Source organism: Pseudomonas sp. B21_DOA (assembly GCA_030544685.1).
GTDB lineage: Bacteria > Pseudomonadota > Gammaproteobacteria > Pseudomonadales > Pseudomonadaceae > Aquipseudomonas > Aquipseudomonas fluorescens_AO.
On sequence record CP086683.1, the window covers coordinates 4,260,574 to 4,275,050 of the forward strand.

12 protein-coding genes, 1 tRNA gene and 4 pseudogenes are annotated in these 14,477 nt (G+C 60.7%); 13 read left to right on the plus strand and 4 right to left on the minus strand.

Annotated elements, in window-relative coordinates; translation table 11 throughout:
- Window positions 1–68 precede the first annotated feature (68 nt).
- The 3 genes from LJU32_19645 to LJU32_19655 all read left to right on the plus strand — a co-directional run bounded on the left by LJU32_19645 (window position 69) and on the right by LJU32_19655 (window position 1,324).
- Window positions 69–620 carry an ATP-dependent Clp protease proteolytic subunit gene (locus tag LJU32_19645; protein ID WKV87817.1) on the plus strand — a complete coding sequence of 184 codons (552 nt, stop codon included), beginning with the start codon at window positions 69–71 and terminating at the stop codon, window positions 618–620.
- Window positions 621–818: 198 nt separating this feature from the next.
- Entirely contained in the window at window positions 819–1,076 is a 258-nt protein-coding gene (locus LJU32_19650) for a hypothetical protein (protein ID WKV87818.1), read from the plus strand.
- Window positions 1,073–1,324, plus strand: coding sequence for a hypothetical protein (locus LJU32_19655; protein ID WKV87819.1), 252 nt, complete (start codon window positions 1,073–1,075; stop codon window positions 1,322–1,324). Before LJU32_19650 ends, LJU32_19655 begins: the two co-directional genes overlap by 4 nt.
- A 12-nt stretch (window positions 1,325–1,336) precedes the next feature.
- Here the strand turns inward: LJU32_19655 and LJU32_19660 are convergent.
- Window positions 1,337–1,749 (minus strand): annotated as a pseudogene (locus tag LJU32_19660) (cupin domain-containing protein).
- 272 nt (window positions 1,750–2,021) lie between these two features.
- On the opposite strand from LJU32_19660, the gene LJU32_19665 reads away from it, so the two are divergent.
- On the plus strand, window positions 2,022–2,402 hold the full coding sequence (locus LJU32_19665) for a RidA family protein (protein ID WKV87820.1): 381 nt from the start codon (window positions 2,022–2,024) through the stop codon (window positions 2,400–2,402).
- A 257-nt stretch (window positions 2,403–2,659) separates the two neighbouring features.
- Window positions 2,660–4,648, plus strand: coding sequence for a U32 family peptidase (locus tag LJU32_19670; GenBank protein ID WKV87821.1), 1,989 nt, complete (start codon window positions 2,660–2,662; stop codon window positions 4,646–4,648).
- Window positions 4,649–4,760: 112 nt separating this feature from the next.
- On the opposite strand, the gene LJU32_19675 is transcribed toward LJU32_19670, so the two are convergent.
- Window positions 4,761–4,835 (minus strand) — tRNA-Gln (locus LJU32_19675).
- A 307-nt stretch (window positions 4,836–5,142) separates the two neighbouring features.
- Between LJU32_19675 and LJU32_19680 the strand changes: the two genes are divergently transcribed.
- On the plus strand, window positions 5,143–6,177 hold the full coding sequence (locus tag LJU32_19680; protein WKV87822.1) for an alpha/beta hydrolase: 1,035 nt from the start codon (window positions 5,143–5,145) through the stop codon (window positions 6,175–6,177).
- Between the two features lie 33 nt (window positions 6,178–6,210).
- Here LJU32_19680 and LJU32_19685 read toward each other — a convergent pair whose 3' ends face one another.
- Both LJU32_19685 and LJU32_19690 read right to left on the minus strand, forming a co-directional pair.
- Window positions 6,211–7,236, minus strand: a complete 1,026-nt coding sequence (locus LJU32_19685) for a GlxA family transcriptional regulator (protein WKV87823.1) — start codon at window positions 7,234–7,236, stop codon at window positions 6,211–6,213.
- Window positions 7,237–7,284: 48 nt separating this feature from the next.
- Complete coding sequence (locus LJU32_19690; protein ID WKV87824.1) at window positions 7,285–8,214, minus strand: LysR family transcriptional regulator; 930 nt, start codon at window positions 8,212–8,214, stop codon at window positions 7,285–7,287.
- Between the two features lie 113 nt (window positions 8,215–8,327).
- Here LJU32_19690 and LJU32_19695 point away from each other — a divergent pair, with 113 nt between their 5' ends.
- The 7 genes and pseudogenes from LJU32_19695 (at window position 8,328) to LJU32_19725 (ending at window position 14,309) form a co-directional block, all read left to right on the plus strand.
- Window positions 8,328–8,726 carry a RidA family protein gene (locus tag LJU32_19695; protein ID WKV87825.1) on the plus strand — a complete coding sequence of 133 codons (399 nt, stop codon included), beginning with the start codon at window positions 8,328–8,330 and terminating at the stop codon, window positions 8,724–8,726.
- A 157-nt stretch (window positions 8,727–8,883) separates the two neighbouring features.
- Window positions 8,884–9,747, plus strand: coding sequence for a putative selenate ABC transporter substrate-binding protein (locus LJU32_19700; protein WKV87826.1), 864 nt, complete (start codon window positions 8,884–8,886; stop codon window positions 9,745–9,747).
- Window positions 9,744–10,540: pseudogene (locus LJU32_19705) on the plus strand (ATP-binding cassette domain-containing protein). The gene LJU32_19700 and the pseudogene LJU32_19705 overlap by 4 nt, the downstream one beginning before the upstream one ends.
- A complete protein-coding gene (locus LJU32_19710; protein ID WKV87827.1) occupies window positions 10,534–11,361 on the plus strand; it encodes an ABC transporter permease in 828 nt (275 codons plus the stop codon). The pseudogene LJU32_19705 and the gene LJU32_19710 overlap by 7 nt, the downstream one beginning before the upstream one ends.
- Window positions 11,358–12,126: pseudogene (phnE, locus tag LJU32_19715) on the plus strand (phosphonate ABC transporter, permease protein PhnE). Before LJU32_19710 ends, phnE begins: the two are co-directional and overlap by 4 nt.
- A 178-nt stretch (window positions 12,127–12,304) precedes the next feature.
- Window positions 12,305–13,983, plus strand: a pseudogene (locus LJU32_19720) (MHS family MFS transporter).
- Window positions 13,984–14,090: 107 nt separating this feature from the next.
- Entirely contained in the window at window positions 14,091–14,309 is a 219-nt protein-coding gene (locus tag LJU32_19725; GenBank protein ID WKV87828.1) for a hypothetical protein, read from the plus strand.
- Window positions 14,310–14,477: the final 168 nt, after the last annotated feature.

Below are 14,477 nucleotides of genomic sequence, written 5' to 3' on the forward strand. Positions count from 1 at the left end.
CCGCCCACTTTCATTCAAGCGAAATTACAGCTATTGCTTAGGAGTCCTGACCAGCCGAGGGAATCGCCATGCCTGTTCACGTCATCAACTTCACCGGCCCGATCAACGCCTCGACCTGCGGTCAATTGATCGATAAAGCCTCGCTCGCCGTAAAGGAAGATGCACCCAGACTGATCGTCAACATCGCCACCATGGGCGGTGAATGCAGTTACGGTTTCACGATGTACAACTTCCTGTTGGCCCTGCCTATTCCCGTGCACACCCATAATCTGGGAACCGTCGAGTCGATGGGCAATATTGTCTTTCTGGCCGGCCAGCGCCGGACCGCCTGTACCCACAGCAAGTTTCTGTTTCACCCTTTCCATTGGCATCTGCAAGGATCGGTCGATCATTCGCGCATGTCGGAATACGCCATGAGCCTGGATTATGACCTGCACCTCTACGCGCAAATCGTCGCCGAACGCACGAGCAACGGGAAGAACGCGCTGGAAACCGAGAAATATCTGACGGCGGCTCCACGCATCATCAATCCGGAAGAAGCGTTGCATTCAGGTTTGATCACGGCGGTCGAGAACACCGAGGTCCATGCAGATTTCGTCTGCTCGTGCATCTATTCGTAAAAGTGCAACTCAATAACGCGTCCCCGTTGGCGCGTTTTTCCATGCATGCAATATGGCCTTCAGCGCTTGGGCAGGCGCGCTTCTCCACTGAAGAAACAACCTTGAACAAGTCGTGAGCCGATCATCCCGCCACCGGCAATTTCTCTGAATTATTCATTTCGCCAGCCCTCCTTCTATATAAGTCACCGGAGAAAATGCATGAGCGCAGCGGATCTGTACGTGATCGATTATCTGCTTCACGCAAAGCCCAGGTCTTTCGTCATCCACACAGCTAACATGAACAATGCCGAAGCCTGGCAATGGGCAAGTTGCGATGCGGGCATTTCGCCGATTGCGCGTCCCGGCCGTCCTCCGTTGAAACGTTATTCCAAGCCAATGGCGGAACGCTTTGGTGTAACTCAAGTGCAGTGGCGGGCATCGGTTCCGCTGATCTGGGAGGAGGATCACGCAAAATGACTGAACACATTTTGAAATTCGGTTTCGGCCGATCCTGGGATGACGAGATGGCCGACAACGCCGCGATGTTCCGCGAAGCTGACTTGCTCGAAGAAGCGGCCTACAAACTCATCGAGGACGACACGGACAATCCTGAAGCCTGGGCTCGTTTCACCGAAGCCAAGGCTCTGGCCGACGCCAAGCGAACGGCGGCCTTTCAGGACTGGATGCGCATCAAACGTGCGATGAGCAAGCCCCGCTCGAAATAGCAGCCTGACGGGTCATGGCTTGAGGATCAGCAGCGGCTCGCCCTTTGGCACGATATAAGTCGCCAGTTCCGCCCCTTGTCGCTGCCGATGTTTTTCGCGACATGCGCAACGCCCGCCGGAATGAACAACGAATCGCCGGCCTTGAGTGTCACTGGCGCTTGCCCTTCAAGCTGATACTCGAACGTGCCGCTGATGACATAGGCGACTTCCACGCCGGGATGAGCATGCCGAGGCGAGGTGACGCCAGCGTCGAAATCGATACGCGCCTGAATCACTTCGCGATTGTCAGCGCCGAGATCCTGGCGAACCAGGTCGGTGCGGCTCAGACCTTTCTGCCAGCTCGTTGCCGGCGCATCCGCCGCATGGGCCAAGCCGGTAAGGGCGGCGAAGACAACGGCAGAAGCCAGAAACAGTGGACGGTACATGGTGATGCCCTCTTTATCGTGATGTTGGTGTGAGGGCTACTTTGGGCTCGGCATGTAGGGCGGATGTGTCTCGAAAGCTGGTTTTGGTGTTGCCATGTGTATCCGTTGAGGGTGGATACACGCTCATACAAACCTGTCACGTGCCGCAGTCAAAAGCCCCTGTCTGAAGGCGCTGATCCTTGTCGAGTCCGCCAGCCTGACCACGCACGGGCCATGCCGGGCGGGAATCTGTAAACTGGCGCGAATTTCATTCACCAGAACAAAGGTTGCCCATGGCCAATCAAGACATCACCTTCACCCCCGATCCGGACACCGATTCGATTTCCTCCGACGTCGCCACCTTCGGCGGGATCATGGTCTCGACGCAGATCCCGACCCGCGCCGATGGCAGCCTGGAACTCGGCGGCATCACCGAGCAAAGCGAGTGCACCCTGCAAGCGTTGAAAGTCGCACTGGAACGTGCAGGCAGTTCGATGGATCGCGTAATGCACTTGACCATCTACCTCACCGACATGGGCGATCGGGCGGCATTCAACGAAGTGTACAAACGCTACTTCGCCAAACCGTGGCCGGTGCGCGCAGCGGTGGGGGTTGCGTCGCTGGCGGTTGAAGGGATGCGTGTGGAAGTGACGGCGATGGCGGCCAAGGGCTGATCGAATTTGCGGATGTCACTCAATGATTTTCGGATGACACTCCGCTTTCGCGAGCAGGCTCGCTCCCACAGTGGATGTATTCCGGCCCGAGCTAACCCTGTGGGAGCGAGCCTGCTCGCGAAGAGGCCGGCACATTCAACACAATAGCTTGCTGACCTTTGCCAATCGCCAGCCACCATCGGGCAGCACACACGTGCCCGCCGCGCGTTTCAGGGGTAGAATGCGCCCCTTGCCCGTGACCGCCTGACTAAAAAACTATGTCCTTGCCCAAGCATCACCTGGAATTGCTCAGCCCTGCCCGCGATGTCGCCATTGCCCGCGAGGCCATCCTGCATGGCGCCGACGCCGTGTACATCGGCGGCCCGAGCTTCGGTGCGCGCCACAACGCCTGCAACGAAGTCAGCGAAATCGCCGAACTGGTCGAATTCGCCCGCCGTTACCACGCGCGCATCTTCACCACTATCAATACCATCCTGCACGACAACGAACTGGAGCCGGCGCGCAAGCTGATCCATCAGTTGTATGACGCTGGCGTCGATGCGCTGATCGTCCAGGATCTGGGCGTGATGGAGCTGGATATTCCGCCGATCGAGCTGCACGCCTCGACCCAGACCGATATCCGCACGCTTGAGCGAGCGAAGTTCCTCGATCAGGCCGGTTTCTCGCAGCTGGTGCTGGCCCGCGAGCTGAACCTGCAGGAAATCCGCGCCATTGCCGATGAAACCGAAGCGGCCATCGAGTTCTTCATCCACGGCGCGCTGTGCGTGGCCTTCTCCGGTCAGTGCAACATCTCCCACGCGCAAACCGGCCGCAGCGCCAACCGTGGCGACTGCTCCCAGGCCTGCCGCTTGCCCTACACCCTGAAAGATGAAAAGGGTGGCGTGATCGCCTACGAAAAACACCTGTTGTCGATGAAAGACAACAACCAGAGCGCCAACATCCGCGCACTGGTCGAGGCCGGCGTGCGTTCGTTCAAGATCGAAGGTCGCTACAAGGACATGGGCTATGTGAAGAACATCACGTCCTATTACCGCCAGCGCCTCGACGAAGTGCTCGAAGACCGCCCGGACCTGGCCCGCGCTTCCAGCGGCCGTACCGTGCATTTCTTCCTGCCTGATCCGGAAAAAACCTTCCACCGTGGCAGCACCGATTACTTTGTCACCGATCGCAAGATCGACATCGGCGCCTTCGATTCGCCGACCTTCACCGGCCTGCCGGTCGGCACCGTGGAAAAAGTCGGCAAGCGTGACATGCAGGTGGTGACGCACGAGCCGCTGTCCAACGGTGATGGTCTGAACGTTCTGGTCAAACGCGAAGTGGTCGGTTTCCGCGCCAACATCGCCGAAGCCAAAGGCGAGTTCGAAGAAGACGGCGAGAAGCGCTACCGCTATCGCGTCGAGCCGAACGAAATGCCCGAGGGCCTGTTCAAGTTACGTCCGAACCACCCGTTGAATCGCAACCTCGATCACAACTGGCAGCAGGCGTTGCAGAAGACTTCTTCGGAACGTCGCGTGGCCCTGAGCTGGTTTGCCCGCCTGCGTGAAGAACAGCTGGAAGTGACCGCGACCAGCGAAGAAGGCATCAGCGCCAGCGTCACCCTCAACGGGCCGTTCGGTGTCGCCAACAAGCCAGAGCAAGCGCTGGAGCAACTGCGTGACCTGCTCGGCCAACTCGGCACCACGCAGTACCACGCCACTGACGTCAGACTTGATGCGCCGCAAGCGTTCTTCATTCCCAACTCGCAGCTCAAGTCCCTGCGCCGTGAAGTGATCGAAGCACTGACTGCGGCACGTGTCGCCGCGCATCCGCGTGGCAGCCGCAAGGCCGAAACCACGCCGCCGCCGGTGTATCCGGATTCGCACCTGACCTTCCTTGCCAACGTCTACAACCAGAAGGCGCGCGACTTCTACCACCGTCACGGCGTCAAGCTGATCGACGCAGCGTACGAAGCCCACGAAGAGCCGGGCGAAGTGCCGGTGATGATCACCAAGCACTGCCTGCGTTTCTCCTTCAACCTGTGCCCGAAACAGGCCAAAGGCGTGACCGGCGTTCGCACCAAGGTCGCGCCGATGCAGTTGATCCACGGCGATGAAGTGCTGACGCTGAAGTTCGATTGCAAGCCCTGCGAGATGCACATCATCGGCAAGATGAAAGGCCACATCCTCAATCTGCCGCAGCCGGGCAGCGTGGTCGGCCACATCAGCCCTGAAGACCTGATGAAAACCATCCCGCGCGCACCGCACTGAGTGACCGGCGTGTGCGGTGCTTCGGCATCGCGCACGCCTGCTTGGCTCAAGCGCGTAAATCGCAGGCATAAAAAAACGCCAACTTCTTGCGAAGTTGGCGTTTTTTCGTAGATGGCAGGGGCGGCTGGATTCGAACCAACGCATGGCAGGATCAAAACCTGCTGCCTTACCGCTTGGCGACGCCCCTGTAGCTCTGGTCAGCGGCTCCGTGAGGATCGCTGTGAGAACGGGGCGCAATTTATCAACATTCGTTTCGTTTGGGAAGCCTGTGATGAAATATTTTTTGTTTTAAAACAGCCACTTATTATTTTCGCGCGAAAACCTTGGGTTTGGCCGCCGTGTATCACAGTGTGTACGCGGCCCGCGGCCATACACACCCTTGCAAAAAACATGTTCGGCGACACAGAGCGGATACCTCGCCACGCTTCAATGCCTCCACGGTTTCAAGGGTTCATCTCGTCCCTTGACTACAGGCTCGCAAAGGAGACGTCAGCATGAAACAGGCTCTGCACACCTCAAAAATCACCCACGCGCTCGGCTTGTCGATGCTGGCGCTGTCGCTGCTCGGCGCGGTTGGCAGCGCTCAGGCGCAAACCACTGAACCGGCCGCCGCGAGCTATTCGGCGCCCTCAGCTTTCGGCCCGCTGAAACACATCAAGGCCGGCGTACTTGATGTGGCCTACGCCGAAACCGGTCCTGCCGACGGTCCCGTGGTGATTCTGCTGCACGGCTGGCCCTACGACATTCACAGCTACGACGAAGTCGCGCCACTGCTCGCCGCCAAGGGTTACCGCGTGCTGATGCCATATGCGCGGGGTTACGGCGATACGCAGTTCCTCTCCAAAGACACCCTGCGCAACGGCCAGCCGGCGGCGCTGGCCAGCGACGTGATCGACTTCATGGATGCGCTGAAAATCAAACAAGCGGTGCTTGGCGGCTACGACTGGGGCGCGCGTTCGGCTGACATCGTCGCAGCGCTGTGGCCAGAGCGGGTCAAAGCGCTGGTGGCAGTCAGTGGCTACCTGATCGGCAATCAGGCCGCCGGGCAAAATCCGCTGCCGCCGAAAGCCGAATTGCAATGGTGGTACCAGTTCTACTTCGCCACCGAGCGCGGCCGCGCCGGCTATGAAAAGAACACCCACGACTTCGCCAAACTCATTTGGCAACTGGCTTCGCCGCAGTGGAAGTTTGATGACGCCACCTTCGACCGCAGTGCCAAGGCGTTGCAGAACCCCGATCACGTCGAGATCACTGTGTTCAACTACCGCTGGCGTCTGGGCCTGGTGCAGGGCGAGGCGAAATATGCCGCGCTGGAAGAGAAGCTTGCGACTGCACCGTCGATCAGTGTGCCGACGATTACGCTGGAAGGTGATGCCAATGGTGCGCCGCATCCAAAGCCTGAGGATTATGCGAAGCGGTTTACCGGGAAATATCAGTTCAGGCTCGTTGAAGGAGGGGTCGGACACAATTTGCCTCAAGAGGCGCCGAAGGCATTCGCCCAGGCAGTAGTGGATGCCGACCAACTCTGAAGAAAACCTCCGGGGTCATTGAAACGGCTGTTTCTATTTGACCAGCCGTTTTTCCTTCGAAGGCCGATAACCGAAGTACGAGCTGTAGCACTTGCTGAAATGGCTCGGTGAGACGAAGCCACACGCCACCAATACTTCCACCTGCGACAGCTCAGTGTGTTGCAGCAGGCGTCGCGCCTCGGTGATGCGCAGTTCCAGGTAATAGCGCTGTGGCGTGGTGCCCAGTTGTTCCTTGAACAAGCGCTCGAGCTGGCGTCGTGAGCGGCCGGCGTAGACCGCCAGCTGCTCCAGTTCCAGCGGTTCTTCCAGGTTGGCGTCCATCAGCTTGATCACTTCACGCAACGGCGCACTGACGCAGATGTTTTCATCCGGTTTGATCCGCCGGTAGCGCGACTCTTCGAAGGCGAGGATGTCTTCGATGCCCTCGACCAACGCTTTGCCGTGCAGGCCCTTGATCCAGTCGAGCGCCATGTGGAAAGCCCCGGACGGGCTCGACGCGGTGAGGCGGTCGCGATCGATCACATAAGGCTCGCTACTGACGTGGGTGCTCTTGGCGATTTCGGTGAGCGCCGGACGATGTTCCGGGTGGATCGAGCAGCGATAGCCATCGAGCAAACCGGCGCGGCCGAGAAACCACGATCCATTCCACAATCCGGCGAGGCTCACGCCCCGCTCCGCTGCCGACTTGAGCAAGCCGATGAATTCGTCGCTGGCGCGCAGCTCGGTGCGATAACCACCGCAGACCACCAGCAGATCCAGTTCGTAAAGCGCAGCAGAATCCAGACGCGCATCGGGGCGAATGACCAGCCCCAAATCGCTGATCACCTCGCCATCACCCAGGCCGAAAGTGCGCGACGAGAACAATCCCGGACGCAAGAGGTTGGTGGTGACTACCGTGTCCAGCGCCTGGGTGAAGGCCGGAAGCGAAAAATGTTCGAGCAAGAGAAAGCCGGTGCGGGTCACGCCGGTGTCATCGGTATTTTGTTCATTCAGATAGCGAAGGTTCTTGCCCTTCATGCCACCGCTGAATTGACGTCGTTCAATCAAGGTCGGGTCCATCGGTCGTTGTTATGCGGCGATAGTTGGCCGGTTCTGCGCAAGAGTCAATCATGGCCGTGACTGGCGCGTCACGATTGGCGCCGGCTGTGCCATCAGCTCTACGACCCAATCAATAAAAACCCGCAACTTCAGGCTCACATGCCGGTTCGGCGGATAGGCCAGATAAAGCGGCATCGATTCAAGCTGCCAGCCTTGAAACAATTGCACCAACTCGCCCCGCGCCACAGGGGCATCAGACATATACGTTGGCAGCCACAGCACACCCATGCCGGCCAGCCCTGCCGCGAGATAGGCATTGCCGTCATCCACCGCTAGCACATGGCGCCCCTTGATCTGCAGGCGCTCGGTGCCGTTGTGCAAGGTGTACGGAAGAGGTTTGCCGGTGCGCGCCCAGAGGAAAGCAACGACGCGGTGATGGGAGTCTTCCAGTTGGCGCGGATGGTCAGGCGTACCTTCGCGAGCCAGATAAGCCGGCGCGGCAAATACGCCCAAGGGCAGATCGGCAAGCTTGCGCGCCATCAACGATTGATCGAGCAGCTCGCCACCGCGCACCACGCAATCGACGTTCTCATCGATGATGTCGACGATGCGGTCGCTCACGCCCATGTCGATCTGAATGTCCGGGTAGCGCGCATGAAATTCCGGTAAGGCCGGCACCAGGATCAGCCGCGCGAACGGGCTCGGCACGTCGATGCGCAAGCGTCCGCGCGGCCGTGCGGCGGCGCCGGGCAGGCTGGTTTCGGCGTCGTCCATGTCGGCCAGCAACTTGATCACCCGCTCGTAATACGCCGCACCATCGGCGGTAACGTTGACCTTGCGCGTGGTGCGGTTGAGCAGCTTGACCCGCAGCCGCGCCTCCAGTTGCTGCACCAATTGCGTCACCGTGGTCTTGCTCATGTGCAAGGTTTCGGCAGCCTTGGTGAAACTGCCCGCCTCGACCACCCGGGCAAAGGCCTGCATTGCATCGAAACGGTCCATCCGCGCCCCTCGATTGTTTGGGGTTTACAAACAGTGAACGCCAAGCTTGCGCGTTTATCCGGCAGCTGCAAATACCTAAAGTCGCTCCATCAACCACTGATGGAGTCAGCACCATGTCTAAGCGCGATGTCGTTTTCCCACCTGCCCGCCATGCCCTGTACGAGCGTCACCGTTACTCGCCGGCAATTCGCTCCAACGGTTTTCTGTTTGTCTCCGGACAAGTCGGCAGCCGCGAGGACGGTTCACCCGAGGCCGATTTGCCCGGTCAGGTGCGCACGGCGTTCAACAACCTCAACGCGATCCTCGCTGCGGCCGGTTGCAGCTTCGACGACGCGGTGGATGTCACTGTGTTCATGGTCGATCCGCACTCGACGTTCGAAACAATCTGGAGTGTGGTCCCAGAGTTCTGGGGCGAAGCGCCGTTCCCGACTGTCACCGCTGTCGGCGTGACCTGGCTGGCGGGTTTCGATTTCGAGATCAAGGTGATTGCGAAACTGCCCGAAGCGGCCTGACCGGCGCCGCACACAAACAGACACAACGCGCCGGCACGGAGGCTGGCCAATCTCCTCGCGAATGCGTATAACCTCGCCGTTTCGTCTACCCTGACGTGGCGCGCCGCTCTGTAGCGGCAGCCCTTCGAATGTTGACGCTTATGAAACGGAGAATTCTATGTTCAAGCGTACCCTCGCCCTCACCGCCGGTCTGGCGCTGTCCTTTTCTGCCCTGATGACGCAGGCCGCTGATGTCCTGCGCGTCAGCGCGATTCCCGACGAAGCTCCGACCGAGCTGCTGCGCAAGTTCGAACCGCTGGGTGCCTATCTTGAGCAGCAGTTGGGCATGAAGGTGCAGTTTGTGCCTGTCGCCGACTACCCGGCGGTGGTTGAAGCGCTGGCCACCGATCGCCTCGATATGGCCTGGCTCGGCGGTTTCACTTTTGTGCAGGCACGTTTGAAGACCGACGCTACCACGCCAGTGATTCCGCTGGTGCAGCGCGAGCAGGACGCGCAGTTCACCAGCAAATTCATCACCGCCGACCCGAACGTGAAAAGCCTCGCCGACCTCAAGGGCAAAACCTTCGCCTTCGGTTCGGTGTCGTCCACCTCCGGCAGCCTGATGCCGCGTTACTTCATGCTGAAAAACGACGGCATCAAGCCTGAAGGCTATTTCAGCCGCGTTGCCTATTCCGGCGCACATGACGCCACCGTTGCCTGGGTGCAGGCCGGTAAGGTCGATGCCGGTGTGTTGAACGCCAGTGTCTGGCAGAAACTGGTCGACGCTGGCAAGGTCGACACCAATAAGGTCAAGGTCTTCGCCACCACCCCGACCTACTTCGATTACAACTGGACCGTGCGCGGCACCCTTGATCCGAAGCTGGCCGCGAAAATCAAGAAAGCTTTCCTCGACCTCGACCCGGCCAACCCTGAGCAGAAGAAGATCCTCGATCTGCAGGCCGCCAGTCGCTTCATCGACACCAAGCCCGAGAACTACAAGGGCATCGAGGAAGCCGCCCGCGCCGCCGAACTGCTGAAATGACCCTACGCCTCACCCAGGGCAGCCTGCGCCATGCCAATGGCGTCGATGCCCTTCGCACTATCGACGTACAGATTGGCACTGGCGAACAGGTCGCGATCATCGGCCCGTCCGGCGCGGGCAAATCAAGCCTGCTCAATCTGCTGGCGACCGCGCTCAAGCCCAGCAGTGGCGAGATCGAAGTGCTCGGCGAACGTGCCTGGCACTTGTCGGCGCGCCAGCGGCAGCGCCTGCGTGCGCGCATCGGTCTGGTGCATCAGGCGCCACCGATTCCGCCGCGTCAGCGGGTGATTACGGCCGTGCTGGCCGGCAAGCTCGGTCAGTGGAGTCTGGGCAAAAGTCTGCTGAACCTGCTGCATCCGCTGGATGTGGCGGGGCGCGCGCGGCGTTGGCGCGGTTGGATCTGGGCGATAAATTGTTCGCCCATTGCCAGCAGCTATCCGGCGGGCAACTGCAGCGCGTCGGCATTGCGCGGGTGCTGTATCAGGCGCCGGAAATATTGCTCGCCGACGAGCCGGTGTCAGCGATGGACCCGGTGCTCGCCGGCCACACATTGTCGATCCTGTCGCGCCATGCTCGCGAGCACAACGTCACACTGGTGGCGAGCCTGCACGCAGTGGATCTGGCGCTGGCGCACTTTCCACGGATCATCGGTTTGCGCGACGGGCAGATTCTTTTCGACTGCCGTTCTGACGAAGTCAGTCGCGACAAGCTCGATGCGTTGTACGCCAATGAACAACTGCAATCGCCTGCACCAGCGGCCGCGCCTTTGATTGTGCAGATTCCGCGATGCTGAAAGCTGATTCACGGGACCCGGCGGCGTGGCCGCGATTGTTGCTGACGCTGCTGGCGCTTGCGCTGTTGTGGCCGGGCATTCAACTCAGCGAGCTGGACCTGGGCGTGTTGTTTCAGGCCGATAGCCAGAACGAAATGGGCCGTTTCGTTTCGGCGTTCTGGCCCCCGGCGCACGATCAAGCGTTCCTGCAACTGCTGCTCAAAGCCACCCTGCAAACCTTGGCGATTGCCACGGCCGGCATGGCCCTGGCCCTGCTGCTGGCAGTGCCGGCCAGCCTGATCGCCAGTCGCGGGTTATCGCTCTCGGCGGCGTCACGGGGCGGCGTGCCGAGCCTGCTTGGGCGGTTGCTGCGCTGGCCGGTGCGCGGCTTGCTGATCTTTCTGCGCAGCGTGCCGGAAATCGTTTGGGCGCTGTTGTTCGTCCGCGCGGTCGGCCTCGGCCCGGCGGCGGGTGTGTTAGCCATCGCTATCACCTACAGCGGCATGCTCGGCAAGGTCTACGCAGAAATTTTCGAATCCACCGACCAGCGTCCGGCGCACGCGTTGTTGCAGGCCGGCAGCGGTCGACTGGCGGCGTTCGCTTACGGCACGTTGCCGAACGTCGCCGCCGAATTGCTCTCCTACACCGTCTACCGCTGGGAGTGCGCGATCCGTGCCTCGGTGGTGATGGGCTTTGTTGGTGCCGGTGGCCTGGGGCAACAGATTGACTTGTCGATCCGCATGTTCGCCGGCGGTGAAGTCGCCAGCATGTTGCTGACGTTCCTGCTGCTGGTGCTGTGCGCCGATCAACTCAGCCGTTTGCTGCGCTGGAGGCTGACATGAGGCGCCTGATCAATCTGCTGTTGCTCGCCGCCATTGCGCTCTCGGTAGTCGCGTCTTTCGCTTATCTGGAACTGGATCTGGCCGAACTGGGCAGCGCCAACGAGCCTCAAGCAGATGGGCAGTTATGTGCAGCGCTTTCTCAGCCCTGACTTGAGCGCCAGTTACCTGAAAGCCATCGCCCACGGTTCGCTGGAAACCCTGGCCATGTCGGCCCTCGGCACCCTGCTCGCGGCGTTGTTCGGCATCGTCCTGGCGCTGCCCGCCGCCGGGCGTTTCGGCTGGCCGCTGCAAAGTGCGGCGCGTCTGCTGCTCAACGGCTTGCGGGCGATTCCGGAACTGGTCTGGGCGGCGCTGATGGTGCTCGCAGCCGGCCTCGGCCCGAACGCCGGCACCCTCGCCCTCGCCCTGCACACTACCGGCGTGCTCGGCCGGCTGTTTGCCGAAGCGCTGGAAAACACCCCGCCGCAACCGGCCGAGGCGATCCGCTTGCAGGGCGGCAATCCGATTCTGGCGTTCTGCTACGGCACCCTGCCCAACCTCGCCCCGCAACTGCTTGCCTACTGCCTGTATCGCTGGGAAAACAACATCCGCATGGCCAGCGTGCTGGGTTTTGTCGGCGCTGGCGGGCTGGGGCAGATGCTGTATGTCAGTCTCAGTCTGTTCCAGGAAGCCCAGGCCAGCACGGTGATTCTGGCGATGCTGTTGCTGGTGTTTCTGGTTGACTGGCTGAGCGCCTGGAGCCGGCAGCGTTGGGTCAAAGCGTAGGCCGAGTGGATATCTGGCAAAAGCTGATTATGCTTCAGGAAACCTTGCAGCCCTGCGAGGCGGTCAGACTGTGCAAGCTTCACGCGAGAGCAACGGCGGCAGATGCCAACGGGCCAGAGTGCGACAGGCAGTAACGGGGGACTCCGGCCTACAACAATAAGCACGACGGAGAACACCCATGGCCACAATCGACACAGCATCCACCGGCACACCGCCCCGCAGCGGCGGCATCACCAGGGAGGAGCGCAAGGTCATCTTCGCTTCCTCGCTGGGCACGGTTTTCGAGTGGTACGACTTTTACCTCTACGGCTCACTGGCGGCGATCATCGCCAAGCACTTCTTTGCCGGCGTCAACGAAACCACCGCGTTCATCTTTGCCCTGCTGGCCTTCGCTGCCGGGTTCGCCGTGCGGCCGTTCGGCGCCATCGTCTTCGGGCGCCTGGGAGACATGATCGGGCGCAAACACACGTTTCTGATCACCATCGTGATCATGGGCGTGTCGACGGCAATCGTCGGTCTGCTGCCCGGCTACGCAACCATTGGCGTCGCCGCCCCGGTGATTCTGATCACCCTGCGTCTGCTCCAGGGGCTGGCGCTGGGTGGTGAATACGGCGGCGCCGCGACCTACGTGGCCGAACACGCGCCACGTAATCGCCGTGGCTTTTTCACCTCGTGGATTCAAACCACCGCCACTCTCGGTCTGTTCATGTCGCTGCTGGTGATCCTCGCCTGCCGCACAGCGCTGGGCACCGAAGCGTTCGAGGCGTGGGGCTGGCGGATTCCGTTTCTGCTGTCGATCATTCTGCTGGCCGTGTCGGTGTATATCCGCCTGCAACTGAGCGAGTCGCCGGTGTTCCAGAAAATGAAGGACGAAGGCAAGGCTTCGAAAGCGCCGCTGACCGAATCCTTCGCGCGCTGGGACAACCTCAAAGTGGTGATCATGTCCCTGCTCGGCGGCACCGCCGGGCAAGCGGTGGTCTGGTACACCGGGCAGTTCTATGCGCTGTTCTTCCTGTTGCAAACATTGAAGATCGATCCGCAGACCGCCAACCTGCTGATCGCCGGCTCGCTGCTGATCGGCACACCGTTCTTCGTGATTTTCGGCAGCCTGTCCGATCGCATCGGGCGCAAGCCGATCATCATGGCCGGGTGCATCTTGGCTGCGCTGACGTACTTTCCGATCTTTCATGCGCTGACCCAGTACGGCAACCCGGACGTGTTCGTCGCCCAGGAAAAAATCCGGTCAAGGTGATCGCCAGTCCCGAGCAGTGCTCGTTCCAGTTCGATCCGGTGGGCAAGGCCAAATTAACCAGTTCCTGCGACCTGGCCAAGACGCTGCTGGCGAAACGCGCGATCCCGTACGAGAACGTCGCCGCCGAACCGAACACGGTGGCGCAGGTGCGCATCGGTGACCGCGTCGTCGAGAGCTTCGAAGGCAGCGCCCTCCCCGCCGCCGACTTCAAGACCCGCAACGACGCCTTCACCGCCAACCTCGGCGCGGCGCTGAAAGAAGCCGGTTACCCGGAAAAAGCCGACCCGGCGAAAATCAATTATCCGATGATGCTGCTCCTGCTGACCGTGCTGGTGATCTACGTGACCATGGTGTATGGCCCGATCGCCGCGTGGCTGGTCGAGCTGTTTCCGACGCGCATCCGCTACACCTCGATGTCGCTGCCCTACCACATCGGCAACGGCTGGTTTGGCGGCTTCCTGCCCACCGTGGCCTTCGCCATGGTCGCCGCCACCGGCGATATCTACTACGGGCTGTGGTACCCGATCGTCATCGCAGTGGCGACGGCGATACTCGGCACCTTCTTCCTGCCGGAAACCAAGGATCGCGACATTCTGAAAGACTGAAATCGCCGTTGCGCCCTCTCCTGCGGGAGAGGGCCTCGCCGCTGAAAAATTTCGAACGTCTGCCGCCCCGCTGTCTCCAATGTTTACACCCACAGGAGGCCAGCGCCATGAACCCCAACGACGACAAAACCCCCAACGCCCCGCCCACCGATGCCAGCGGTAAACCGGTGAACGTGGTCGAACGCGATCTGCAGGACCGTGACGAAAAAACCGAAGGCGTGGACAAGGTCATCACGCCGTCTTCCACTCGGGTCAAAGAGCAGGAAGCCGAAGAACTGCAGCGCAAGGTTGATGAGATCGAGCGTAAGGTGGCGGACGGGAATTGATTCGGGAGTGACTGTTGTCGCGACTCGGGGTGACGCCCCGGATTGTGGTTGCAGTCACCCGTTTCATCCTGCTTATCAATGCGCAACGGTGTGCAAGTGCGTGACTACCACTGATCGGAAAACCCCGTCAACCTGTCAGGTTTGACAGTGGGCAGATACTTCGAATCA